The sequence below is a fragment of the Virgibacillus oceani genome (assembly GCF_014638995.1).
Lineage (GTDB): Bacteria > Bacillota > Bacilli > Bacillales > Amphibacillaceae > Virgibacillus_E > Virgibacillus_E oceani.
Genome location: NZ_BMFR01000006.1, coordinates 53,724 through 78,517, shown reverse-complemented (window position 1 = coordinate 78,517; position 24,794 = coordinate 53,724). Strand labels below are relative to the sequence as shown.

Genomic DNA, 24,794 nt, shown 5'->3' with positions numbered 1-24,794 from the left:
CAAGTGACACCACCTTTACATATTCCGCGTATTAAATTTACACATTTTCCACCGCTTTAACTGTTTTCAAAGCTTTTTTGAAATCTGTATAAATACTGTTCCCAACTATTATCGCATCTGCATGCTCTTTCATTTCGGCTGCCTGAAAATTATTTTCAATCCCCCCGCCATAGAAGAGCAGTGTATTATTCAGTTGTGCCTTTACCTGCCGAACCAGTTTAGGATCGCCATATGTGCCGCTGTATTCCATGTAAAAAATCGGCAAATGAAAAACATTTTCTGCCATATATGCATATGCAGTGACATCTTCCATATCAGGCATATAACAGCTCGTATGTTTGAATGCTTTTGCTTCTTCATTCAAAATACAATACCCCTCAACGAAAGTTTCGTCCCAGTCCATAATATCTTTATATTGTTTAATGGCCTGATGCTGTATATCCATCATCCATTTTTTCTCTGTACTGTTCATCACCATTGGAATATAGTAATAATCAAATCCCGGGGTAATTGCTTCCATATTTGAAATTTCCAAAATACATGGAACCGTATGCCGGCGAATTCTTGATAGCAAATCCAATACCCCGTCCAATGTAACATCATCAGTTCCCCCAACAATAATGGCATCCGTACCAGATTCACAGAGCCTGTCTAATTGCTCATCGGAGATTTCTTTTGCAGGATCTAATTTAAATAAATGCTTCCATTCGTTCATCTCTTTATACAACAGTCTAATCCTCCATCGTCATATTCCATTAATCCATTATACCAAAAATCGCCCTTGGAATTTAGGATAAAGTCGAATGTTTTTTGGAATGTGATTGAAAAAGGCCTTTTCGTGAATTTTGCTGCTTTTTAAACTGTAAATTACTTCGCGGTTATCTTTTTGTGAATTTGAGGATTGCGTGGAAACGAAACAAAAAAATTCATAATAAATAAACCGGTGCAAGAAATGCACCAGTTTATTGGAGGTAGACTTTTTCGAAAAAAGATCTGAATAAATACTAAAATTTCATACTTTACATCACTGGCTGCGATTTTTGTTATACCGGCTAAAAGCGATTAACAGTTTTTTGCCTTTGACAAAAATACTGTTGTACCAGCCTCAATCATGATTTAATTCAATACTGCACGATCGCTTTCAAATTGTTTACCGCGGATTCGCTGGAACTCATGCAATAGATCTTCAATTGTCAATTTTTGTTTTTCTTCTCCAGAAACATCCAAAATAATCTGCCCTTTGTCCATCATGATTAATCTAGTCCCCAAATCCAACGCCTGCTGCATGTTGTGTGTGACCATAAGTGTTGTTAATCCCGATTTACGTACGACATCATCGGTTAGGTTGGTAATTAAGGCTGCACGGGATGGATCTAATGCGGCAGTATGTTCATCCAGTAATAAAATATTTGGTTCGGTAAAGGTGGTCATTAATAAGGATAGCGCCTGTCTTTCCCCTCCTGAGAGGAAACCAACTTTAGCTGTTAATCGGTCCTCCAACCCTAAATTCAAGGTCGATAAATGTTCCTTAAACATTTCCTTTCGTTTTTTCGTTACGCCCGATCGTAATCTGCGTTTTTTCGTACGTGAAAACGCCATCGCTAAATTTTCCTCGATTGTCATCGACGGTGCGGTTCCAGCCATCGGATCCTGGAACACACGCCCAATAAAACGGGAGCGTTTATATTCCGGCATATGAACGACCTGTTTGCCATCAATGATGACATCACCTAAGTCTGGAATCAAGTTACCTGAAACGACATTCATCAAAGTGGATTTACCGGCACCATTGCTTCCAATTACCGTTACAAATTCTCCCTGTTCCAAGTCCAAATTAATGTCAGCCAATGCCTTTTTTTCATCAGGGGTACCTTCATTAAACGTGATCGAAATATTTTTTAATTTAAGCACTGTTTTGATTCCCCCTTATTTGACGATCTAGTTGTTGACGCTTCAGTATCCGTCGCCTTTTTTCTTTTCGAACCTGCAGCATTTTTGGTGTAACCAATGCGACAATAACAATAAGTGCTGTAATCAGCTTCATATCACCAGTATCCAGGAACTCAACTTCTAGTGCCAGTGTTACGATAATCCGATAAATAATTGCCCCGCCTATTACAGCCAGCGTTGCCCTGCCTATTGTCTTCGTGCTAAACAAGGCTTCACCGATTATCACGGATGCAAGACCAATTACAATCATTCCAATCCCCATGTTTACATCTGCAAATCCTCCATTTTGAGCAATTAATCCACCTGAAAGTGCAACAAGACCATTCGACAATCCAACTCCGACAATCGTTAGGGTGTCCGTATTAGCGGATAGGCTCCGAATCATTTTTTTATTATCGCCAATCGCACGGAGCGCAAGACCAACCTCTGTCTTTAAATAGTAATCTGTTACTAATTTAATTACCAAGGTTACAACAATCATTAAGCAGACAATTGACCAGGTTGCAGGTAATTGTTCCGCACCAAAAAATGATAAAATCCCATTAAAAAACGAATCTATTCCTGTTTTAGCCCATACCGATTCCAGCTGCGTAAAAACAGTTGGTTCATTTAACAATGACGATGTAGGCTGCCCCATTATCCGCAAATTAATGGAATATAAGGCAGTCATCATCAGAATACCTGATAATAATGCATTAATTTTCCCCTTTGTATGCAATAATCCAGTTACACATCCCGCAATAAAACCGGCAATCGCTGCAAATAATGTTGCAATAATGGGCGGTATTCCATTCATAATTGAAATTGCAGCTACAGACGCTCCGGTAACAAAGCTTCCATCTACTGTTAAATCAGGAAAATCGAGAACACGAAAGGTTAGATAAACTCCTAAAGCCATTAGAGCATAGATTACACCTGATTCCACAGCACCAAACATTGATATCATCGCATTCTTCCTTTCGTGAAATTCTTAGGAAATTATTGAGCCAGTATCACGACTGGCTCTATAATTAGTTAGCCATTTATTCGGTTTCTACAAACTTAGCCGTTTCATCCCATTCCGCATTCCATTCTACCCCTTGTTCCTCCGCTCCTTGCTTATTAATAAACAATTGGATTTCAGGCGGATATTCAACAGGAATTTCACTTGGCTTTTTCTCCCCGGTTAGGATTGACGCTGCCATCTCCCCAGAACGGTAACCAATCGTATAATAATCAATTCCAAATGTAGCAAATCCGCCTTTTGCCAATGAATTCGGTTCTCCGACAATTAATGGGATATCTTGTTCATTTGCAACACCGACAACACTTTCCAATGCCGAAACAACTGTATTATCTGTAATGATGTACAGAACATCTGCATCACCAACAAGTGTTGTGGTTGCCTGTTTCACCTCAGCAGAATTAGCTACTGTACGTTCAATGATGCTTAGAGTTGTTCCCTCAGCTGCTTTCTTTACAGCTTCAACCTGTGTAACAGAATTTTGCTCGCCAGCATTATAAACCATCCCTACTTTTGCATCCGGGAAATTAGCATCGATAAATTCTACAGTCTTTTTAATCGCATCTGGATGGAGATCAACAACACCTGTAATGTTTTCACCTGGTTCATCCATGGATTTTACTAAACCAGCGTCTACTGCATCAGTTACAGATGTAAAGACAATCGGAATTTCACTTGTTGCCTGCAGAGCACCTAACGCACTAGGGGTCGAATTAGCAAAAATCAAATCAACATTATCTGCAACAAAACCATCTGAAATAGGTTTTACATTGTTTTGATCGTTTTGTGCACTTTGCAAATCATATTCCACATTCAGCCCAGCATCATCCAATGCAGCTTGAAACCCTTCGTAGGCAGCATCGAGTGATGGATGTTCCACAATTTGTGTTGCCCCTATTTTATATGTCTTTTCACCTTCTGATCCGGAATCTCCGTCACTTCCACCATCCGAACTTGAAGCATTATTCCCACAAGCTGCCAGCACAATAACCCCAATAATTGCTAGTAACAGTAACAACTTTTTCATTCACGCTTCCCCCATCCACTTTTTAAAATTATCAAAATATTTAAACGTGATTATACCATACTATTTAAGGATTCGCGATAGCTATTTCATTACTTAAATAAAAAATGCCGCACCCTCACAGGGGAGCGACATTTTTATTTATTTTCTTCATCCATATTCATGATCCGATCTAATACCATTTGATAGCCGTCACTGCCAAAGTTAATACATCTTCTGACACGTGAAATGGTTGCTGTGGATGCTTTTGTTTCCTTTTCAATCGCGTTATAAGTATGCCCTTCTGTAAGCATTTTTGCCACCTGCAGCCGTTGGGCAATGGAATGTATTTCTGACATTGTTGCAATATCGTCAAAAAAACGATAGCATTCCTCACGATCTTTAAGTGATAGAATCGCGTCAAACAATTGGTCTAACTGCTCCCCGCGTAATTTATCAATTTGCACGCTAGTAAAACCTCCTGCCCTAGTTTGATACGTTTACTGCATTGTCAATACCTGGATTATCCGGAATAATATTTATCCACGTTTTCCCAGGAACAAAGCCCACTGGTTTACCATCCTTAACTGGTATAATTCGCCCGTCCTTGTTTTCCCATTGGACTTGCTGAACTTTTCCTTTTTGAATTAAATATGCATTGCCGCCAGATTCTATATCGACTGCGCGGCGTCCGGCATCATCGATTACTTCATGGTCTGTCTCCACGATAAACACATTGTCTACCTGTATTGGCTTCTCCGTTTCCCGTTCAACCGTTTTTTCCCGATCATTGTACCTTGTATATTTTCCGCTATCCGTATCATAGTCAAATTCAACAATTTCCATTACCGTATTATTCGAGTAGACGATTTCCACATGCTGGGCAGGTTCTCCTGTCACGTTCTGTGCTTCATCCTCTGATAGGAATGGCAACGGCTCATATTCTGCAGTTATATTATATCCTTTTGACTTTGCTACATCATATACAGCATCAAATTGCAAATAAGAATTATGTGGAGCTTTCCTGAAAGATGCCCGTTTAAATAGATGTCCGTCATTATCGTAAAGTGAGCCGTTTAAATGCTCAATTCCACGTTCTCTAATCATGTCATTTACAAAATTCGCCGCACCGTGGTAAATGTACAAAGCGTTATAGCCATTCGCCAATTCAAAATAATATTCCCTTGCACTGCGAACCGGACCAACGACATCTGGTTTTTCACTTTGAAACAATGCCAGAAATCGCGTTATTCTTCCCTCAGCTAATATTTCAAAAACTACATCCGCTTTGGACAAACCTGTTTGCGGTCTCGCTTTCGAATGATTATTTACCATTACCCCAACGATACGATTGTCTGTATCTTCATTTGTACCAATTCCCGTTAATGGGTAGACATTTTTCGTTTCCTCCGTGATGTCTGGATTATTTGTCTTTTCTTCTACAGTACTGTCTTTCGATTCATTATTCCGTGCTTGTTCCTCATCCTTAGAACATCCAGCAAGAAGCACAAAGACAACGAACATTACGTAAAAAAAACGTCTTCTCATTTCTCCCAACACCTTTGTATAATTTCTTTTTATTATTATACGCTAACGCATGGTAGCTGGGAAGAGCACTTTTCGTTTCTTTATATCGACAATACCCTGCTGTGTTATGCGAATAAACGGTAAATGAGTCGATGATAAAAATAATATAGTATATACTGGATCCCCGAAATTATATCCAAAATCCTTGAGAAGTTTCTTTAAATCTTTACCGTGTTTTATGAGCTGTTCCATCGTTCCATCGAACATTATACCACCAAGTCTAAGTGGCAATTCAAATATAACTTCTCCTTGGTGAACTAAAACAATTCCACCTCCAAGCTCCTTTAGCCGTCTGGATGCAAGCAGCATGTCATGTTTGCTTTTCCCAATAAAGACGATATCTCCCGTTGTTGAATAGGAACTCGCAATAGCTCCCAAACGATTCGTGAACCCGCGCAGTGTCGTATTAACACGCCATTTCCCTTCACGGTCAATTAATAGAAGAAACGCGTCGCTATTATTTTCAGGCAATATTTCAAGCGTAACATCTGTTTTGATTGGATATGGTTTGATAATTACATCGTTGATCATATCAAGTCCAATCGGTAATGAAAATTGCAGGTCTGTTGTTTGTAAATCCCAATCCAGCATAAGCGGTCCTATGTCGTGCTTCTTCCAATTGATGTGCGACCCTTTGCTTTTCTGCTCGCCGTCCCGTTTAATCCATTTACCACTTGCCAAAACACTGATCGGATGCGGATTCTCTTTACTTTCCAAAATATTAATATGTGCAATTCTGCCAGGTGCAATGCTTCCTAATTGCTCTGCCATGTCAAAATGCTTTGCAACATTGTATGTCGCCATGCGATATGCCTCTTCAAGCGGGACACCCTTATTTATTGCGATTTCCAGACATACATTCATTAAACCATTCTCATAAAATGCCGGTGTTGATCCATCCGTTGTCATGGTTACATTTTCAAACGTTGTAATCCCTTCTGCCAAAATCTCGTCTATTAGTTTAGGCAGATCAGGTCGGATTGATGAATGTCTGAGCCCAACCTGATAGCCAAGCTTCATTCGTTTAATTGCTTCTGCACCAGTCATTGACTCATGATCGGCTGTAACACCAAGCAGTTTCATTTTCGTCAGCGTTGATTCGGAGGCGCCGGGAAGATGGCCCTCTACTGGTTTCCCTCTGCGCTTCGATTCCTGCATCCAATATAGCAATCTATCATCACCCGCAAGGAGACTTGGCCACGAGGTAAGCTCCCCGCCCTGAACAACTGAATGATGGGAAAGCCAGCTAAGAACTTCTTCACTGTTGAACAACGATTCCTCATCCTGCAATGCTGTTTGTGAATCAAACCGTGCCCACCAATACATAGATATTGGCAAATTATTAAACTCTTCCAATAAAGAAAACGCTTTCTTTTTGTCCAACAAAAAATGCCACATTAAACTATCATTAATTAACGTCGTTGTTCCGAATTTAGCCGCATGGTTCGCAAGCTCTTCCGGATTGTATAATTGGAATGGATGTGCATGCGGTTCAATATAGCCCGGTACAATAAATTGATTTTCACAATCTATTATTTCCGCCGATTTACTGTTCTTTGGAAGCTTATCCCCAACATAAACAATTCGGTCATTCAAGATCCAAATATTTGCATGCAGCCATTGTTTTGTAAATGTATTCAAATAGATGCCATTTTTTAAAATAAGTGTAGGTGCTACCTTGCCATCAATAACAGCAACGTGTTCACGTAATTCGCGATTTCGCCAGTAATAACCATTTTCGTGCATAAAACAACTCTCCAATGTATTATTTTCTCTATCGTACCATATCCGGCACTTTAATACTGTAAAGTTACTGTTAATTGTGGTGAATATTTTGTGACAAAAGATGATGTTTTTTGTGGATCGGATTGATGTTCTTGTTCTCGAGGGTGATGTTTCCTCACTCCGGTTGATGTTCCCACTCTCGGGTTGATGTTCCCGCTCTCGGGTTGATGTTCCCGCTCTCCGGTTGATGTTTCCGCTCTCCGGTTGATGTTCCCGCTCTCGGGTTGATGTTTTCGCTCTCCGGTTGATGTTCCCGCTCTCCGGTTGATGTTTCCGCTCTCCGGTTGATGTTCCCGCCCTCGGGTTGATGTTCCCGCTCTCCGGTTGATGTTCTCGCTCTCGGGTTGATGTTTCCGCTCTCCGGTTGATGTTCCGACTCCCGGGTTGATGTTTCCGCTCTCCGGTTGATGTTCCCGCTCTCCGGTTGATGTTTCCGCTCTCCGGTTGATGTTTCCGCTCTCCGGTTGATGTTCCCGCTCTCGGGTTGATGTTCCCGCTCTCGGGTTGATGTTCTCTCACTCCGGTTGATGTTCCCGCCCTCCGGTTGATGTTCCCGCCCTCGGGTTGATGTTTCCGCTCTCCGGTTGATGTTCCCGCTCTCGGGTTGATGTTCCCGCTCTCGGGTTGATGTTTCCGCTCTCCGGTTGATGTTCCCGCTCTCGGGTTGATGTTCCCGCTCTCGGGTTGATGTTTCCGCTCTCCGGTTGATGTTCCCGCTCTCCGGTTGATGTTCTCTCACTCCGGTTGATGTTCCCGCCCTCCTGCCGATGCCTTAATTCTTTCCCAACACAACGGAAAAGACACCCAAACGGATGCCTCAATTCTCTTTCCCTATATCCTTCCTATAAAAAAATTCGTCCAACTCCCCTGCTGATGCCAGTGCTTGATATACATGATCGGTTGCCCTTCCTAGCGTGGTACTTTTTGAGCCAACCAGCAATACTCTGCCACCATCAGATTGAAAGCAGCTGCCTGCTTGTTTTGTTCCTGCATGTACAATAAAAGACTCTGCTCCAATTTCAAATTGGGGAAGCACAACGCTTTTTTGATATGCTCCCGGATACCCTTTTGATGCCAATACAACACCCGTGCAGCAACTATTTTCCCATTCAAGTCCGGGGTCATTGCCATTCATCACATCGATCAAAACTTGAATAAGATCATTTTTCAACAATGGCAGTACAACCTGTGTTTCCGGATCACCAAAGCGTGTGTTAAATTCAATTACTTTCGGACCATCCGCAGTCATCATCAATCCAGCATATAAAACACCGGTAAATGGGCGTCCCTCTGCGATTAAACCAGCAGCTGTTTTTTGCAGAATTTCCCGATACGTATAGATCAACGTCTCATTTGAAATATCCGGGACCGGCGCATATGCACCCATTCCACCAGTATTTGGTCCTTGATCATTGTCATATGCACGTTTGTGATCTCTTGCTGGGATCATTGGATAAACGTTCCCCTCATGTACAAACGCCATCAGTGAAAATTCCTTCCCTAATAAACATTCTTCAATAACGATCGTTGCACCAGCATCAGCAAATGTTTTAGCAAAAAGCATTTCATCAACCGCTTGAAGTGCCTGCACTTCTGTCTCAGCAACAACAACACCTTTCCCTGCTGCCAATCCATCCGCCTTAATTACGATTGGTGCACCTTTTTCCAAAATATAATTCTTAGCATCGTCTGCATTTGTAAATGTAGCATACTCCGCAGTAGGGATATCATATGTTTTCATAAATTCCTTGGCAAAGCTCTTGCTTCCTTCCAATAGTGCCGCTTCCTTTGTTGGGGCAAAAATGGCAAGACCCTCTTCCTGAAATCGATTCGCAATACCTTCGTTTAAAGGATTCTCGGGACCAACAATGGTAAGGTCAATCGATTCCGACTTAGCGAAATCTACTAGACCGGCAATATCCATTTCATCAATTGCAACGCATGCAGCATGCTCCTCCATACCGCCATTACCGGGCGCTGCATATATTTGACTGACTCGACCGCTGTTTGCCAATTGCATCACAATACTGTGTTCACGTCCGCCGCGGCCAACAACTAAAATGTTCATCTGAAAGCCCCCTATTGTATTAATGTTTAAAATGGCGCATTCCGGTGTAAACCATTGCAATTCCGTGCTTATCACACACATCAACAGAGTCCTGATCCCGTTTTGACCCCCCAGGCTGGATAATCGCCGTAATTCCAGCCTCCACGGCGGCTTGCACCGTATCAGGCATTGGGAAAAATGCATCTGACGCGAGCACTGCTCCATTAGCTTTTTCTCCCGCTTGTTCAATCGCAATGTTTGCAGCACCAATTCGGTTCATCTGTCCTGCGCCTACACCAATTGTTTGATTGTCTCTGGCTAAAACAATGGCATTCGATTTAACATGCTTAACAGCTTTCCACGCAAATAATAAATTCGTAAGCTCATCCTTCGTTGGTTTGCGTTTTGTTGCAAACGAGATATCAGCTTCAGTAACTTTGCCTGTATCATAATCCTGCACTAATAGACCGCCCATTACAGCTGTAACCTTTTGTCTGTAATCCACAACATCATTGTCCATTTTCAGCTCCAGCAAACGAATATTTTTCTTTTTCGTTAACACTGATAATGCTTTATCGGAAAAGCTTGGCGCAATGACGATTTCCAAAAATATTTCACTTAATTGCTGTGCTGTTTCCGAATCCACTTCTCTATTTAAGGCTACGATTCCACCGAAAATGGAAACAGGATCCGCATCATATGCACGTTTGAATGCATTGTAAATCGTTTCTCCAATACCGATGCCACATGGATTCATGTGCTTAACCGCAATAGCAGCCGGTTCGTCAAAGTCGGCAATAATCTCAAGTGCTGCATTTGCATCCTGAATGTTATTATAGGAAAGCTCTTTGCCGTGAAGCTGTTCAGCTGCCGCAAGTGTTCCGGCTGCTTCGTTCGGTTTTTTATAGAATGCTGCTGTTTGATGCGGGTTTTCACCATAACGCAGCGTTTGAACTTTTTCATACGTAGATGTGAGAACTTCCGGGTAGGCTTCATCAGTAAAATAGGCAGCAATCATCGCATCGTAGTTTGCTGTATGTCGGAATACTTTTGCGGCTAACTGTTTACATTTTGCTGCATCTAACGTATCTTTCTGGACAGAATCCAACACGTCTTCATAATCGCCTGGATCGACAACAACTGCCACATTTGTATAATTTTTCGCAGCCGCTCGAAGCATTGTTGGTCCGCCAATATCAATGTTCTCAACAATTTCCTCTTCTGTAACACCCTCTTTGGCAAGTGTTTGTTTGAACGGATATAGGTTTACAACAACCATATCAATTGGAGAAATAGCATGATCGTTAAGCTGTTTTTGATGATCGGCAATTTCTCTTTTCGCCAACAATCCCGCATGAATAAACGGGTGCAAGGTCTTAACTCTGCCGTTTAGGATTTCCGGAAAACCCGTAACATTTTCAACGGCTACAGCATCGATTCCAGCATCTGACAATACCTTTAACGTGCCGCCTGTTGAAATAATTTCATAGCCATTTTCGATAAGACCCTTTGCAAAGGTTTCGATGTTTGCTTTGTCCGATACGCTGATTAACGCTCTCTTCTTCATGAAAAAACCCCTCGCTCTTGTTTGATAAGTTGGTTAATAACGCGTGGATACAATTGATGTTCAACACGCTGAATCCGTTTTTGTAAGGTGTCCTTTGTATCATCGGGAAAAACATGTACAGATTTCTGTTCAATGATTGGTCCAGTATCAATCCCGGCATCTACATAATGAACTGTTACCCCAGTTGTTTTTACCCCCGCTTCAAAGGCCTGACCAATTGCATCCTTACCTGGAAATGCAGGCAGCATGGAAGGATGAAGATTGACGATCTTGTTTTCGTACACATGAAGTAAATCAGGACCAATAATTCGCATGTAACCCGCCAAAAATATCCACTTCACATTCATGATCTGTAACCTCTTAACCACTTCCTGCTCGTAATCCTTCTTAGCAGCATAGTTTTTTGGATTAAAAACAAAGGTTGGAATATCATAATCTTCTGCAATGTTAATTACGGTTGCTCCAGGTTTATCACAAACGAGTAAAGCGATGTCACAAGCTAATTTATTCTCTATTTCCTGTTCAATGATTGCTTGAAAATTACTGCCCGTTCCCGATGCGAAAACAGCCGCCTTCACCTTATTCATGATTGAAATCGCACTCCTTCTCCATCCGTCACAACACCGATACGTATTGCCTCTTCACCATTTTCGCGCAGCACTTTTAGCGTATGCTCTGACTCATTCGGATCCACAACAACTGCCATGCCAATGCCCATATTAAAGACACCGTGCATTTCATCATCTGACATGCCGCCTAACTCCTGCAATAATGAAAAGATTGCTGGTCTGTCATAGCTTTCCGGATTAATCGATACGCCAAGCCCCCGAGGCAGCATTCTTGGAAGATTTTCGTAAAACCCTCCACCAGTAATATGGGAAATTCCTTTTATATCAACACGTTTCATTAATGCTCGAATAGCTTTTGCATATAGTTTCGTCGGCTCTAACAACACTTCACCAAGTGATTTATCAAATCCATCATATTGCTTCGTCAAATCAAGGTTGTCGATCAGCTTTCTAACTAAAGAATAACCATTGGAATGCACACCGCTTGACGGCAATCCTATAATACTATCGCCAGGCTTGATCATTTCGCCTGTTACAAGCTTCGATTTTTCCGCAATGCCAACTGCAAATCCGGCAAGATCGTATTCATTTCCCTGATACATCCCGGGCATTTCAGCAGTTTCGCCACCGATTAATGCTGCATCCGCTTGAACACACCCTTCCGATACCCCTGATACAATCTGCTCGATCATTTCCGGTTTGTTCTTTCCACAGGCAATGTAATCGAGGAAAAACAGTGGCTGCGCTCCTTGAGCAACAATATCGTTCACACACATGGCAACTAAATCAATACCAACTGAATCATGTTTATCCAACTGAAAGGCAAGCTTTAGCTTCGTCCCGACACCATCTGTTCCGGAAACCAGAACCGGTTCCTTGTAGCTAAACCCGCTCAAGTCAAACAACCCGGCAAATGCGCCAATGCCACCAAGAACTTCTTTGCGGTTTGTTCTTGCAATATGCTTTTTCATTAATTCAACAGCCTGATAGCCCTTTTCTACATCGACGCCAGCTTGCTTATAACTAGAAGACATTTTGGCACACTCCTTTTTCTAGCATTTCGTATATTCAATCGTTTTTTGGCCTTTCTCAATGACTGGGTATTCTCCTGTAAAGCAGGCAGTGCAAATTCCTTGATGTGGCAGGTCTTCTCGTACAATTGCACGCTTTAGCCCTTCCTCTGATAAATAGGCAAGACTATCGGCACCAATCAATTTCGCCATCCCATAAAGAGAATAGTTTGCCGCAATAAGTTCCTCTTTTGTGGACATGTCTATGCCGTAATAGCAAGGATTAGTAATCGGCGGTGATGCAATGCGAACGTGTACTTCAAGAGCTCCTGCATCTTTCAGCATTCGGACAATTCGCTTACTTGTCGTCCCTCGTACAATTGAATCATCAATCATAATGACGCGTTTCCCTTCTACAATTCCCCGTACAGGAGACAGCTTCATCTTTACCCCTTGCTCACGTAAATCCTGTGATGGCTGAATGAACGTTCTGCCAACGTAGCGATTTTTAATTAACCCTAATTCATATGGCAGCCCGCTTTGCTCTGCATAACCGATTGCTGCAGAAATACTGGAGTCAGGAACACCTGTGACAACATCTGCTTCTACTGGTGATTCCTTCGCTAGCTCGATTCCCATCTTCTTTCTTGAAGCGTGAACATTCACTCTATTCACGTTACTATCAGGCCTTGAGAAATAAACATATTCCATCGCGCACATGGTACGCGGCTCCGCATCAGCGAACTTCTTAGAGGAAATTCCATTATTATCAATCACCACAAGCTCACCAGGGATTACTTCACGTTCAAACGATGCACCAACAAGATCAAAAGCACATGTTTCCGATGCAACAACATATGCCCCGCCAAGTCTGCCGATCGATATCGGTCGTAAGCCTCTAGGATCTGTTGCTATATATAATTTGTTTTCTTTCATAATAAGAAATGCATATGCCCCAACCAAGCTCCGTAATGCTTCCATAAGGGCAGTTTCATAATCACTTGTGCTATTTCGTTTGATCAAATGGGCAAGAACCTCTGTATCAGATGTCGTTTGAAAAATACTGCCATCCCGCTCTAATTCACCACGCAGCTTATAAGCGTTCATAATATTACCGTTATGGGCTAATGCAACACTTCCTGTTTGTGAACGGAATAGCAATGGCTGAATGTTATCAATGCCACCGTCGCCTTGTGTCGCATAACGAACATGCCCAATCGCCGCATTGCCTTGGAGATCCTGGAAGTCAGCATTCTTAAAAACATCATTAACAAGTCCTAAATCTTTATGAATCTTTAACCTTTCGCCATCGCTCGTTACTACACCAGCACCATCCTGCCCTCTGTGCTGCAGTGCATGCAAACCGTAATACGTAATCTCAGCCGCTTTCTCATGACCCCAAATTCCAAAAACGCCGCATTCTTCGTTTAAGCCTTTGATTTCAGCAAGCATGAAATAGCTCCTTTCCAACGTTTGCATAATGTATGAACATTTTCCTCGATAACTTTTTCACCGTTTCCGATTACCGTATAGGTATGATCACCAGTTACTACACCTATTTGTTTGGCATCCTCAACCTGTGCAGCAAACCGTTCCTCGTCTTCTGGTTTGACCGTTACTAGAAAACGTGACTGTGTTTCACTGAAAAGTTTAACAGTCATATCACCATCTAGATAAGCACTCACACCTAAGCCCGCTTCACTGAAAACACTCTCCGCTAAAGCTACTGCAAGTCCGCCTTCTGCCAGGTCATGCGCAGATTGAACGATACCTTGGTGAATTGCATCCAGAAGCTGGGTTTGCCGCTTAGCTTCCACCTGTAAATCTATGAAAGGTGCTTTTCCGGAATAAATTTGATCCGGATCAGCTAATACATTTTGCAATTCACTTCCGCCAAACTCTGCCTTTGTTTCGCCAATTAAGAATACAAGGTCACCCTCATGCTGAAAATAACTTGGTGTAAGATGATCTAATGTCTCCAGTAAACCAACCATACCAACAACTGGGGTTGGAAAAATCGCTTTCCCTCTCGATTCGTTATATAACGATACATTCCCGCTAATTACTGGTGTTCCCAAAGTCCGGCAGGCATCACTCATGCCAGCAACACTTTTTTCCATTTGCCAAAAAATTTCCGGCTTTGTCGGATTTCCGAAATTTAGTCCATCCGTTAGCCCCAATGGATTAGCCCCCGAGCAAACAATATTACGTGCCGCTTCTGCAACAGCGATTTTTCCGCCGGTTTCCGGGTCCAGATAAATGTAGCGCGAATTACAGTCCGTAGTGATCGCAAGCGCCTTATCAGTACCCTTAATTCGGACAATCGCCGCATCTGAACCGGGTGTTACAACTGTGTTTGTTTGCACCATTGAATCGTACTGATCGTAAACCCATTCCTTGCTTGCAATGGTTGGCTGCTCCAATAGCTTCCCAAGCATTTCTGTATAATCTGTGACTAAAGGTATTTGGGTTTCCATTTGCTGAAACGTATTGAAATACTCCGCTTCCTTTGATGGCATTTGATAAACTGGTGCTTCCTCCGCTAACGCATCAACTGGGATGTCTGCAACAATTTCACCGTGCTGTTTAAGACGAAATGTTTTTTCCTCTATTACCTCACCGACTGCTACAGCCTGTAGTCCATACTTTTCAAAAACATCGATGATTTCCTGTTCGCGTCCTTTTTTGACAACGAGCAGCATGCGTTCCTGGGATTCGGACAGCATTAATTCGTATGCACTCATGTTTAATTCACGCTGCGGCACCAAGTCAAGATCCATCTCCATACCTGTTCCTGCTTTACTTGCCATCTCACTTGCTGATGAAGTAAGCCCAGCCGCTCCCATGTCCTGCATACCGACTAAAGCATCAGAATGAATCACTTCAAGGCTCGCTTCAATCAATAATTTTTCCATGAACGGATCACCTACCTGAACAGCTGGACGATCTTTGTTGGCATCCTCTGCAAGATCATCCGAGGCAAATGTCGCCCCATGAATACCATCCCTACCCGTTGGTGCACCTGCATAAAGAACCGTATTGCCAATACCTGCAGCAATCCCTTTTTGAATCTCATCATGATGGATTAACCCAACACACATCGCATTCACAAGCGGGTTCCCTTCGTAGCTATCATCAAATTGAACCTCACCGCCAACGGTTGGCACGCCGACACAGTTCCCGTACCCTGCGATTCCGTGTACAACTTCTTTAAACAAATATTTCACACGTTCAGATGTTAAGTTTCCAAAACGAAGCGAGTTCATTAACGCAATGGGACGAGCCCCCATCGAAAACACATCACGAATAATGCCTCCTACACCTGTTGCCGCACCTTGATATGGCTCAACTGCTGACGGGTGGTTATGGCTTTCAATTTTAAAAACGACTGCCTGATTATCACCAATGTCGATAATTCCGGCGCCCTCTCCTGGCCCTTGCAGAACATGGGGCGCTTTTGTCGGGAATTTTTTCAACAACGGTTTTGACGTTTTGTAGCTGCAATGCTCCGACCACATAACGGAAAAAATTCCTGTCTCCGTAAAATTTGGGCGGCGATTCAAAATGGACTTTACCATTTCAAATTCGTTGTCGCTAAGTCCCATTTCTTTGTACAATTTTTCCGTTTCAATCTGTGCTGGACTAATATCAAACGTTTGCAACATGAGATTCCCTCCAATTCCTGACGATCGACTGAAAGACTTTTAAACCATCATCACTGCCAATGATCGCTTCAACTGCCCGTTCAGGGTGTGGCATTAGACCTAATACGTTGCCCTGTTTATTAATAATTCCAGCAATGTCTGATGTCGATCCATTGGGATTGTTTTCATACGTAAAGACAATTTGATGATGCTGCTTTAATTCGTTAAGGGTTTCCTCATCACAGTAGTAATTCCCTTCACCATGTGCTATTGGAAAACGCACAACCTCATTTTCTGCATACGATTGAGTGAAAATAGTAGTGTTGTTTGCCACACGCAATGCTTCCTGATGGCACATAAATGCAAGGTTTTTATTTCGCAGCATTGCACCAGGCAAGAGACCTGCCTCCAGCAAAATCTGAAACCCGTTGCAAACACCTAATACCGGCTTCCCTTTTGCTGCATGCTCCTTGATTTGTTTCATGACATCTGATGTCGCTGCGACTGATCCTGAACGTAGATAGTCCCCATAGGAAAATCCACCAGGCAAAAGAATTGCATCATAGTTTTCAAGATTACTATTTTCGTACCAAACGAGCTCCGCTTCCTCACCTAATACATCCTTCACCGCATGATACATATCTCGGTCGCAATTTGATCCTGGGAAAACAATCACCGCGAATTTCACGAGCGAACAGCCTCCTCCACCTCAAAGCGATAATCCTCAATTACTGGATTGGCCAGTAATTTATCACACATTTCTTTAACGCGTTCATCAACATTTTCGTGGTCTTCAACATGCAGCTCAATGTATTTGCCTACACGAGCATCTTCCACTTCCTGAAACCCTAATGAGTGAAGGGACGTTTGAATCGCTTTACCCTGTGGATCCAGTACTCCTTGCTTTAACGTAATAAACACGGTTACCTTTTTCATGAAATGTCCTCCAGTCGTTGTAAAATGACATTGTATACTTCCAGTAAATCTCCTGTCCCTTGACGAAATACGTCTTTGTCCATTTTTTCCTCTGTATTCAAATCCCACAATCTGCACGTGTCTGGCGAGATCTCATCCGATAAAACAATTGATCCGCATGCTAATCGCCCAAACTCCAGCTTGAAATCTACTAACCTAAGATTTATAGATTGGAAAAGATCTGTCAGCACACCATTGATTTTCAAAGCTTCTTCTTTGATTTCCCGTAATTCCTGCTCTGTTACACTACTTAAAAATAATGCATGCTGATCATTAATTAACGGATCGTTTAAATCATCATCTTTATAAAAAAGCTCAACAATCGGTGGGGCAAATAGTGTCTTTTCTTCAATTCCCAATCGCTGCGTAATACTTCCCGTTGCCAGATTACGAACAACTACCTCGAGCGGAACGATTTCCGTCTGCCGAACGATCTGCTCCGTTTCATTCAATCTCTCAATGAAATGGGTTTCGATTCCCTGTTTATGAAGGAACGTAAAAATTCGCGAAGAAATCTCATTGTTCAATCTGCCTTTCCCCTCAAAGCTTGCCTTCCTCTTGCCATTAAACGCTGTAGCATCGTTTTTATAGGATAATACAAGCTGATCTGTCGTTCCTTCTCTGCGGTAAACCTTCTTTGCTTTCCCTTCATACAAAAGTTCTGCCTTCACCTTATTCACCTCGTTTTAGTCCGATTCGGTCAAAAATCCGGTCCACATTTTTCAAATGGTACGTATAATCGAAGCAATCCTCTATTTCTTCCCGTGATAATTTGTCTGTAATTTGTTCATTCTGTTCCACCAGCTGTTTAAAATGGGTTTCTGTTTCCCACGCTTCCATTGCTTTCGGCTGAACTAAATCATATGCTTCCTCACGAGTCATTCCCTTGTCAATTAACGCTAACAATACGCGTTGTGAGAAAATGACGCCGTGTGTTTTATCAATATTTCGTTTCATGTTCTCCGGAAATACGGTAAGGTTTTTCACAATGTTTGCGAAACGATTTAACATGTAATTCAATGCAATAGTTGTATCCGGCAAAATCACGCGCTCTGCCGATGAATGGGAAATATCACGTTCATGCCACAGGGAAACATTTTCATATGCCGTAACCATATGCCCGCGAACCACTCGGGCCATTCCAGTCATATTTTCCGAGCCGATTGGATTGCGTTTGTGCGGCATTGCCGAGGAACCCTTTTGACCTTTTGCAAAAAACTCCTCAACCTCACGTGTTTCCGTTTTCTGCAACCCGCGGATTTCCGTTGCGAATTTTTCAATCGACGTTGCAAGCAGTGCTAATGCCGATATGTAATTGGCATGACGGTCACGCTGCAATGTCTGCGTAGAAACTGGTGCAGGAGACAGCCCTAATTTTCCACATACATATTCTTCAACAAATGGGTCAATATTGGCGTACGTCCCTACAGCACCTGAAAGCTTGCCAAATTCAACCGTTTTTGCTGCTAATTCAAAACGCTCAAGGTTACGCTTCATTTCCTCATACCATAATGCAAGCTTCAGCCCAAACGTTGTCGGCTCTGCATGTACACCGTGAGTTCTTCCCATCATCACGGTATGCTGATGTGCGATAGCCTTCTCTTTTAAAATTTGAATAAAGTTCGTCACGTCTTTACGAATAATTTCGTTTGCTTGCTTTAATAGATAAGAGAGTGCTGTGTCGACTACATCTGTAGACGTTAAGCCGTAATGTACCCACTTGCGCTCTTCACCTAATGTTTCGGAAACTGCACGAGTAAATGCCACGACATCATGTCTTGTTTCCTGCTCGATTTCATAAATGCGGTTTATATCAAACGACGCATCTTTACGAATCTTTTCAGCATCTTCTTTTGGAATAACACCAAGCTCACTCCACGCCTCACATGCTAGAATTTCAACCTCCAGCCATGCTTTAAATTTATTTTCCTCCGTCCAGATAGTACCCATTTCTTCTCTTGTATAACGATCAATCATTATTTTGCCTCCTCATATGCGCTGACTAGTTTGCTGACTTCTTCCTTTGTTTCTGATGTAAATGTTACATGTCCCATTTTTCGTTTTTGCTTGGCCTCATCTTTACCGTACAAATGGACGGAAGCATTTTTCAGTATTGGCATCCTATTTAAGGCATGCTCCATATCTTCTCCAAGAATATTAACCATCGTTGCTGGCTGGAGAAGTTTAATTGGTGTTAACGGCAATCCGCAAATCGCCCGAATATGCTGGCCAAATTGTGAAATGTTGCATGCCTCAATTGTGTAATGACCAGAATTATGCGGTCTTGGCGCCATTTCGTTTAGGTATATTGCTTCACCTTTTACGAACATCTCAATTGCAAACGTTCCAACAATTTGCATTTTCTCCGCTAAAATGGCTGCAGCCTGTATCGCCTTCGCTTCAACCTGCTTGCTAATTAATGCCGGTACTGCTGTTTCGTACAAAATATGGTCCTTGTGTGTATTCTCTGCAATTGGGAAAAATTCTAACCCGCCCGTTAAGGAACGTGTGAAAACAACCGAAATTTCTTTATCAAATGGAACCCACTGTTCAATGATGCAATGTCTATTTTTTTCAGCAAATGCAATTGCCGCTGCTTCATCGTTCTTTGAGGCTAACTTAATTTGTCCTTTGCCATCATACCCGCCGCGGCACGTTTTGATTACCGCAGGATAGGCAGTATTTTGTAAAACCCTTCTGCACTCCTCGCCACTCTTGACAATTGAAAACGCTGGAACTGGCAGCCCCGCCTCATTCATTAACTGCTTTTCTTTTTCACGGTTTTGTGTAACCTCCAATGCAAAAGCGCCCTGTGGCAATTTACCTTGTTCTTCTATATATTCAGCTGCATGAAGATCTACATTTTCAAACTCATACGTAACCACATCGCTAATTGCTGTTAATTTTTCAATTGCTTGCATATCATCGTAGGCTGCAACGATTTGTTCATCTGCAACCTGTGCTGTTGGACAATTAGGTGTTGGATCAAGTACGGCAATTTTATAACCCATATGCCTTGCAGCAATTGCCATCATACGTCCCAGCTGGCCTCCGCCAATGATGCCGATTGTTTTTGGTGGTAAAATGATGTTATTTTTCGGCAAGATCATCCCTCATTTCTGCAACTTTTGCTTGCATGTTTTCCCGATATGTTTTCAATTTCACTGCTGTACTTTCATCAAAAGCTCCAATTATTTGCGCCGCAAGGATTCCAGCATTCGTTGCACCAGCTTTACCGATTGCTACTGTTGCAGTCGGCACTCCACCAGGCATTTGCACAATTGATAATAAAGAATCCAACCCATTCAATGCTTTACTTTGAACTGGGACGCCAATGACAGGAAGCGTTGTTTGCGATGCCACCATCCCAGGAAGATGTGCCGCACCCCCAGCACCGGCAATAATCACTTTCAGGCCACGACCTCGTGCTGATTTCGCATAGGTGAACATTTCGTCTGGTGTACGATGAGCGGAAATCACTTCTTTTTCATACGTAATTTCGAGCTCATCCAACATGTCGCATGCATGCTTCATTGTTTCCCAATCAGATATACTCCCCATTATTACGCCAACTTGTGGTGTCATCAAATCCCTCTTTCTATTTGCGTTATCTTGTTTTTGCTGTTGAAATTCCGCTTTTTATCTTTGAAATTCAACATCCAGCCACAAATTTTACAACTAAAAAAGTCTATTCGAATCCTCCTAGCATGAGAGAAGACGAATAGACTTTATCTTGACATAGCAAAACGTATCATTGCTTGCGCACAACGATTCACCCTCCCTCATAGTCCAGCATTTATGGTGCTGGGTAGAAACTTCGAGCCATATTCTCGGGATATATGAGGAACCGTATTTATTTGTGTCTTAAGCATACCAACAGCTTTACGGAATGTCAATAAAATATCGAACATTAACAAATTATTTATATTTAATGTTCGGTTTTTGATCAATAGCTAATTGGAATTTATCCAATTCATTTAATGAAAACAGCAATTACTCGGGGTTCTCATTATTTATTTCAGTAAACTGTGCAGCACCTGGCTTACTGTCCACAGCCGTGTTTTTCTTCCCCAATTTCCCCCTGCGCACCTGCTTCACCCAGAAACCACCATTAATTTGTTTCGGCTCATAGGAGATAATAAATGCCTTTGGATCGATTGTTTTGATTGTTTCATACAGCTTCAGCTCATATTTTCTTGGTGTCAAAATTTGCATTGCCAGTCTGTCCCCTTCCATTCCATAGGCAAACCAGCTCGTCACGCCATACCCTTTTTCCCGTAATTTTCGCGTAAACTCAATATCTGGATTGGACGAAATAACATTTACCGTTATGTAACCGAGAGCAAGTTTTTCTTCAATCTTCGTACCAACAACAACACCGATTCCAAATCCGACTGCATAAGCAATTATATTTTGAATTTCATTTAAATTATCAAGCACTAAACCTAATCCCAGGATATATACAACAACTTCAAACATGCTAACAAACGCCGCCAGGTACCTGCGACCTTTTAAGGTTAATATCATACGAATTGTTGAAAATGAGACATAAACAATATTAATTGCGAGAATGATGATAACCATTACATATGCATTACTAAGCAAAGCAAACCCTCCAAGATTGTTATTAGTATAAGAATACCCCAATTTTCCCTAAAGTTAAATACTATGACATTCACCCAAAAATAATGTCATGCATATACTTAGTACTAATTCAAAATTGTTATGTAAGAGGTGATTTCCGTGGACCCTTTTAAACAGATGGGTGATTGGAAAAAAAATATGGACCACTTTTTCGGTGAGAACTTTTGGAATGAATTTGAAGGCATTATAAAACCTACTATTCCACAAATCAACGTCTACCAAACTGAAAATGAAATTACTTGCATCTTAAATATCCCCGGATTAACGGATTTAAACAAAATAGATATATTCGTCGATTACGCTTCACTTGAAATTACTGGTGTCATTGATATACAGCACCAGGGTGGAACGGTTGTAAAAGAGGAAATTCTCCAGGGGGCCTTTGAACGCAGAATTAACCTACCTTTTCCAGTTCGCTCAGATAAGATAAAAGCAAGCTATAAGAATGGAATCGTGCATATACAATTATATCGTTTGATCTCAGATTCCAGCAGCAAACATAGGGTACCGGTACGTTTGTTGGAAGATAAATAAATTAAGTAAGGGGCTGGATTCTGATTGGGTCCAGCCCCTTCTCCTATCTCATTTTCCCTGGTAATGCATGTATGGACTCAATTAATGTATTGAGCTTGCCTTCGATTCGGTGTAACAGATAAAAAGTCACAACGATCGGAAAGCCAACTTCTGTCACAAAAGACATCCATGCTTCCATGATCTCTACCTCCATTTCAATTGAATAAAAAACCAGTGGCGAGACAATTGCCAAGCCGCTGGTCCGTTGGTTCATAATTAAGCTAGTTCAACTTCAACAACATTTCGTTCTACAATGCGGGCACTTTTCACTGATACAAGATCACCGCCTGAAGATGTAAACGCATTTTGATTGATGATCTCATCCATTGCAGCTTTTACCGCAGCTGGATCAACCGGTTCAACCGGTTTTTCCAATGAGTATGTCACAGTTTTGCCATCTTGATTTAAAAATTTAATCTCAAGCTTTTTCATCATCCCAAACCTCCCTTCGTTCGTTTATTTTGAAAAATTAACCTTGAATTTCGAAGCTGTCATCACGTTCGATGCTGTAAAGCGGACGCTCCTGTAACCCCGCAACTGCTTGTGCAATTGCATATAATTGGTCTGCTGTTGCGTCGGTTTTTACATTGTTAAAGCTTTTAAACTTGAAGATTTGTTTTCCTGATTCAGGATCAATCCCTTCATCAAGCACTAACTGTAATGTAGATTTGTATTTTTCTGCTACTGCCATGTTCTCTCCCCCTCCTTTCACCAATACAATCGAAAGGGCATTGGGGCTAGGGGGCATTAATTTTGAGATTTTGTGGAGAAGTTCCAGGCTGTTGTGCTGAAGTTTGGGCTCTCCTGCCGATGTTTTCGCTCTCCTGCCGATGTCAAATTTTTCATAAAAAAAGAGCTCTCTGCAAAGCAGAAAACTCCCTATTCTAAATCCTTATTCGGCCCATATACCCGCTTCTCAATCGAGGACTTTTTACCAGCTATCCGTTTATGCAGTGTCCGTTTCCAATTTTCCGCTAACATCCCACAAGCAGCCAGTTCCTCAGCAAGCTTTAAATCATTCTTTTTAACGTGCATGACTTCATTACATTTCGCAATTGTCCATTGTGAATACGGACGTTCTAATAGCGTTAATTCCAATCCGCCTTGGACATACCCCACTTTCATCACACGAAAATACCAGCCTGTTCTTCCTGACTTTTGAATTCTTAGTGCAAAATCCATTACACGAAAGCGGCGTGCTGGTTTCCAGCATGGCTGCCTGGGCTGCGATACCTGAATAACCGCCTCACCAAATTGGTATGTATCACCAATACAGACTGAATGCTCATCCATATGTTCAACAGCTAAGTTTTCACCCATTGCACCGATGCCTATTGATTCTAATTCAAGGTCATTTCTCCAAAATTCATAATGCTCTGTAGGATATGTAAAAATCGCTTTTTCCGGCCCACCGTGATTTTTCTTATCTGCTACCTCATCACCGGTTAATCCTGCCTTCTCTAACCATGTTTTATCGGCAACACAATCTTTAAACATTCCGCTTTCCCACTGCCTCTCCATTCGATTAGTTGCATTCATTTTCCCAACTCGCTTTACCTTGCCAGTTAGCAGCTTTGAAATGTATGGTGCATCCACCGTGCTTCCCCCTTTTAAAATATGCTACACTAAGTTTACTTGAAATCCAGCAGTATTGTAAGAGGAATCACCAATGGAGGTGTTAACGTGGATAATACATTAAAGAAAGCAACATTTGCCGGGGGATGTTTTTGGTGCATGGTAAAGCCATTTGATCAATGGGAAGGAATTCACAGTGTTGTCTCAGGTTATACTGGTGGCAGAACGAAAAATCCAACATATGAGGATGTAAAGACAGGGACAACCGGTCATTATGAAGCAGTTGAAATAACATATGACCCCACAGTTTTTTCCTATCGGGATATTCTCAAAATCTACTGGCAGCAAATCGATCCAACAGATGATGGCGGACAATTCCATGACAGGGGCGATTCATATCGAACTGCTATCTTTTATCATGACCCTCAGCAAAAAGAATTGGCTGAGGCGACGAAACAAGAGCTCGAGCAAAGTGGTAAGTTTCAAAAACCAATCGTCACAAAAATTTTACCTGCAGTTACTTTTTATCCTGCCGAAGACTACCATCAGGATTTTTACAGAAAAAATGAAACAGAATACAAAGAGGACCGTGCCAAGTCTGGCAGGGACGAGTTTATTGAAGAGGTCTGGAAAAAGTAACATGTCAAACGAAATTTAAATTTTACTGGAAGTGATTACGCCCATAGAAATGTATCACTTCTGTCATGGTTTTAACCAGTAATTCCTTATAAAAAAGCCTAATTCCTCCTTTGTTATTGTGGGAATTAGGCTTAATTTTCCACTAACGTTCCATTTAGATAAGTACCCCTTCTTCAGGTTTGTCATTCTTAATCCCTTTTTCAACAAACAAATTATCATTAAG

At 41.9% G+C, this 24,794-nt stretch carries 26 protein-coding genes and 1 riboswitch; of the genes, 2 read left to right on the top strand and 24 right to left on the bottom strand.

Going from position 1 to position 24,794, the window contains the following annotated elements; translation table 11 throughout:
• Positions 1–37: 37 nt before the first annotated feature.
• The 20 genes from pcrB to IEV74_RS09210 form a co-directional block, all read right to left on the bottom strand.
• A complete protein-coding gene (gene pcrB, locus IEV74_RS09305; protein ID WP_188455207.1) occupies positions 38–715 on the bottom strand; it encodes a heptaprenylglyceryl phosphate synthase in 678 nt (225 codons plus the stop codon).
• Between the two features lie 401 nt (positions 716–1,116).
• The gene (locus IEV74_RS09300; protein WP_188455106.1) at positions 1,117–1,911 is read right to left on the bottom strand and encodes an ABC transporter ATP-binding protein; all 795 of its coding nucleotides are present in this window, start codon (positions 1,909–1,911) and stop codon (positions 1,117–1,119) included.
• Positions 1,904–2,896: an ABC transporter permease gene (locus tag IEV74_RS09295; RefSeq protein ID WP_188455105.1), complete on the bottom strand. Its 993-nt coding sequence runs from the start codon at positions 2,894–2,896 to the stop codon at positions 1,904–1,906. Before IEV74_RS09295 ends, IEV74_RS09300 begins: the two co-directional genes overlap by 8 nt.
• A 76-nt stretch (positions 2,897–2,972) precedes the next feature.
• Positions 2,973–3,980 (bottom strand): ABC transporter substrate-binding protein, encoded by a 1,008-nt coding sequence (locus tag IEV74_RS09290; RefSeq protein ID WP_188455104.1) that lies wholly within the window; start codon positions 3,978–3,980, stop codon positions 2,973–2,975.
• 134 nt (positions 3,981–4,114) lie between these two features.
• Positions 4,115–4,423, bottom strand: coding sequence for a YerC/YecD family TrpR-related protein (locus IEV74_RS09285; RefSeq protein ID WP_188455103.1), 309 nt, complete (start codon positions 4,421–4,423; stop codon positions 4,115–4,117).
• 19 nt (positions 4,424–4,442) lie between these two features.
• Entirely contained in the window at positions 4,443–5,504 is a 1,062-nt protein-coding gene (locus IEV74_RS09280; protein WP_188455102.1) for a DUF3048 domain-containing protein, read from the bottom strand.
• Positions 5,505–5,546: 42 nt separating this feature from the next.
• Positions 5,547–7,289: an adenine deaminase C-terminal domain-containing protein gene (locus IEV74_RS09275; RefSeq protein ID WP_188455101.1), complete on the bottom strand. Its 1,743-nt coding sequence runs from the start codon at positions 7,287–7,289 to the stop codon at positions 5,547–5,549.
• An 856-nt stretch (positions 7,290–8,145) separates the two neighbouring features.
• A complete protein-coding gene (purD, locus tag IEV74_RS09270) occupies positions 8,146–9,396 on the bottom strand; it encodes a phosphoribosylamine--glycine ligase (RefSeq protein ID WP_188455100.1) in 1,251 nt (416 codons plus the stop codon).
• Between the two features lie 19 nt (positions 9,397–9,415).
• The gene (purH, locus tag IEV74_RS09265; protein ID WP_188455099.1) at positions 9,416–10,942 is read right to left on the bottom strand and encodes a bifunctional phosphoribosylaminoimidazolecarboxamide formyltransferase/IMP cyclohydrolase; all 1,527 of its coding nucleotides are present in this window, start codon (positions 10,940–10,942) and stop codon (positions 9,416–9,418) included.
• Entirely contained in the window at positions 10,939–11,529 is a 591-nt protein-coding gene (gene purN / locus IEV74_RS09260) for a phosphoribosylglycinamide formyltransferase (RefSeq protein ID WP_188455098.1), read from the bottom strand. Before purN ends, purH begins: the two co-directional genes overlap by 4 nt.
• Positions 11,526–12,545: a phosphoribosylformylglycinamidine cyclo-ligase gene (gene purM / locus IEV74_RS09255; RefSeq protein WP_188455097.1), complete on the bottom strand. Its 1,020-nt coding sequence runs from the start codon at positions 12,543–12,545 to the stop codon at positions 11,526–11,528. The genes purN and purM overlap by 4 nt, the downstream gene beginning before the upstream one ends.
• 18 nt (positions 12,546–12,563) lie before the next feature.
• Positions 12,564–13,973: an amidophosphoribosyltransferase gene (purF, locus tag IEV74_RS09250; RefSeq protein ID WP_188455096.1), complete on the bottom strand. Its 1,410-nt coding sequence runs from the start codon at positions 13,971–13,973 to the stop codon at positions 12,564–12,566.
• Entirely contained in the window at positions 13,949–16,186 is a 2,238-nt protein-coding gene (purL, locus tag IEV74_RS09245) for a phosphoribosylformylglycinamidine synthase subunit PurL (protein ID WP_188455095.1), read from the bottom strand. Before purL ends, purF begins: the two co-directional genes overlap by 25 nt.
• A complete protein-coding gene (gene purQ / locus IEV74_RS09240) occupies positions 16,170–16,853 on the bottom strand; it encodes a phosphoribosylformylglycinamidine synthase subunit PurQ (RefSeq protein ID WP_188455094.1) in 684 nt (227 codons plus the stop codon). Before purQ ends, purL begins: the two co-directional genes overlap by 17 nt.
• Positions 16,850–17,101 carry a phosphoribosylformylglycinamidine synthase subunit PurS gene (gene purS / locus IEV74_RS09235; protein WP_188455093.1) on the bottom strand — a complete coding sequence of 84 codons (252 nt, stop codon included), beginning with the start codon at positions 17,099–17,101 and terminating at the stop codon, positions 16,850–16,852. Before purS ends, purQ begins: the two co-directional genes overlap by 4 nt.
• The gene (purC, locus tag IEV74_RS09230; RefSeq protein ID WP_188455092.1) at positions 17,098–17,811 is read right to left on the bottom strand and encodes a phosphoribosylaminoimidazolesuccinocarboxamide synthase; all 714 of its coding nucleotides are present in this window, start codon (positions 17,809–17,811) and stop codon (positions 17,098–17,100) included. The genes purS and purC overlap by 4 nt, the downstream gene beginning before the upstream one ends.
• 1 nt (position 17,812) lies before the next feature.
• A complete protein-coding gene (purB, locus tag IEV74_RS09225) occupies positions 17,813–19,117 on the bottom strand; it encodes an adenylosuccinate lyase (protein ID WP_188455091.1) in 1,305 nt (434 codons plus the stop codon).
• Positions 19,117–20,244: a 5-(carboxyamino)imidazole ribonucleotide synthase gene (purK, locus tag IEV74_RS09220; RefSeq protein ID WP_229683112.1), complete on the bottom strand. Its 1,128-nt coding sequence runs from the start codon at positions 20,242–20,244 to the stop codon at positions 19,117–19,119. The genes purB and purK overlap by 1 nt, the downstream gene beginning before the upstream one ends.
• Positions 20,231–20,725 (bottom strand): 5-(carboxyamino)imidazole ribonucleotide mutase, encoded by a 495-nt coding sequence (gene purE, locus IEV74_RS09215; RefSeq protein ID WP_188455089.1) that lies wholly within the window; start codon positions 20,723–20,725, stop codon positions 20,231–20,233. The genes purK and purE overlap by 14 nt, the downstream gene beginning before the upstream one ends.
• Positions 20,726–20,905: 180 nt before the next feature.
• Positions 20,906–21,003: riboswitch (purine riboswitch) on the bottom strand.
• Between the two features lie 130 nt (positions 21,004–21,133).
• Positions 21,134–21,745: a DUF2179 domain-containing protein gene (locus tag IEV74_RS09210; protein ID WP_188455088.1), complete on the bottom strand. Its 612-nt coding sequence runs from the start codon at positions 21,743–21,745 to the stop codon at positions 21,134–21,136.
• Between the two features lie 138 nt (positions 21,746–21,883).
• On the opposite strand from IEV74_RS09210, the gene IEV74_RS09205 reads away from it, so the two are divergent.
• A complete protein-coding gene (locus IEV74_RS09205) occupies positions 21,884–22,318 on the top strand; it encodes an Hsp20/alpha crystallin family protein (protein ID WP_188455087.1) in 435 nt (144 codons plus the stop codon).
• A gap of 43 nt (positions 22,319–22,361) precedes the next feature.
• On the opposite strand, the gene IEV74_RS09200 is transcribed toward IEV74_RS09205, so the two are convergent.
• From IEV74_RS09200 to IEV74_RS09185, 4 genes are all read right to left on the bottom strand, one after another.
• The gene (locus IEV74_RS09200; RefSeq protein ID WP_188455206.1) at positions 22,362–22,496 is read right to left on the bottom strand and encodes a YvrJ family protein; all 135 of its coding nucleotides are present in this window, start codon (positions 22,494–22,496) and stop codon (positions 22,362–22,364) included.
• A gap of 77 nt (positions 22,497–22,573) precedes the next feature.
• Positions 22,574–22,789, bottom strand: coding sequence for a DUF2922 domain-containing protein (locus tag IEV74_RS09195; RefSeq protein WP_188455086.1), 216 nt, complete (start codon positions 22,787–22,789; stop codon positions 22,574–22,576).
• 37 nt (positions 22,790–22,826) lie between these two features.
• Positions 22,827–23,048, bottom strand: a complete 222-nt coding sequence (locus tag IEV74_RS09190; protein WP_188455085.1) for a DUF1659 domain-containing protein — start codon at positions 23,046–23,048, stop codon at positions 22,827–22,829.
• A gap of 188 nt (positions 23,049–23,236) precedes the next feature.
• On the bottom strand, positions 23,237–23,953 hold the full coding sequence (locus IEV74_RS09185; protein ID WP_229683111.1) for an MOSC domain-containing protein: 717 nt from the start codon (positions 23,951–23,953) through the stop codon (positions 23,237–23,239).
• Positions 23,954–24,040: 87 nt separating this feature from the next.
• Here IEV74_RS09185 and msrA point away from each other — a divergent pair, with 87 nt between their 5' ends.
• Entirely contained in the window at positions 24,041–24,571 is a 531-nt protein-coding gene (gene msrA / locus IEV74_RS09180; RefSeq protein ID WP_188455084.1) for a peptide-methionine (S)-S-oxide reductase MsrA, read from the top strand.
• Positions 24,572–24,794: the final 223 nt, after the last annotated feature.

Coding starts and splice junctions, on each gene's coding strand:
- purD (WP_188455100.1), bottom strand. CDS start 9,396: ATGAACATTTTAGTTGTTGGCCGCGGCGGACGTGAACACAGTATTGTG.
- purH (WP_188455099.1), bottom strand. CDS start 10,942: ATGAAGAAGAGAGCGTTAATCAGCGTATCGGACAAAGCAAACATCGAA.
- IEV74_RS09275 (WP_188455101.1), bottom strand. CDS start 7,289: ATGCACGAAAATGGTTATTACTGGCGAAATCGCGAATTACGTGAACAC.
- IEV74_RS09195 (WP_188455086.1), bottom strand. CDS start 22,789: ATGAAAAAGCTTGAGATTAAATTTTTAAATCAAGATGGCAAAACTGTG.
- purM (WP_188455097.1), bottom strand. CDS start 12,545: ATGTCTTCTAGTTATAAGCAAGCTGGCGTCGATGTAGAAAAGGGCTAT.
- purL (WP_188455095.1), bottom strand. CDS start 16,186: ATGTTGCAAACGTTTGATATTAGTCCAGCACAGATTGAAACGGAAAAA.
- IEV74_RS09200 (WP_188455206.1), bottom strand. CDS start 22,496: ATGGAAGCATGGATGTCTTTTGTGACAGAAGTTGGCTTTCCGATCGTT.
- purN (WP_188455098.1), bottom strand. CDS start 11,529: ATGAATAAGGTGAAGGCGGCTGTTTTCGCATCGGGAACGGGCAGTAAT.
- purF (WP_188455096.1), bottom strand. CDS start 13,973: ATGCTTGCTGAAATCAAAGGCTTAAACGAAGAATGCGGCGTTTTTGGA.
- purB (WP_188455091.1), bottom strand. CDS start 19,117: ATGATTGATCGTTATACAAGAGAAGAAATGGGTACTATCTGGACGGAG.
- purS (WP_188455093.1), bottom strand. CDS start 17,101: ATGAAAAAGGTAACCGTGTTTATTACGTTAAAGCAAGGAGTACTGGAT.
- IEV74_RS09280 (WP_188455102.1), bottom strand. CDS start 5,504: ATGAGAAGACGTTTTTTTTACGTAATGTTCGTTGTCTTTGTGCTTCTT.
- purE (WP_188455089.1), bottom strand. CDS start 20,725: ATGACACCACAAGTTGGCGTAATAATGGGGAGTATATCTGATTGGGAA.
- IEV74_RS09290 (WP_188455104.1), bottom strand. CDS start 3,980: ATGAAAAAGTTGTTACTGTTACTAGCAATTATTGGGGTTATTGTGCTG.
- IEV74_RS09190 (WP_188455085.1), bottom strand. CDS start 23,048: ATGGCAGTAGCAGAAAAATACAAATCTACATTACAGTTAGTGCTTGAT.
- IEV74_RS09295 (WP_188455105.1), bottom strand. CDS start 2,896: ATGATATCAATGTTTGGTGCTGTGGAATCAGGTGTAATCTATGCTCTA.
- pcrB (WP_188455207.1), bottom strand. CDS start 715: ATGAACGAATGGAAGCATTTATTTAAATTAGATCCTGCAAAAGAAATC.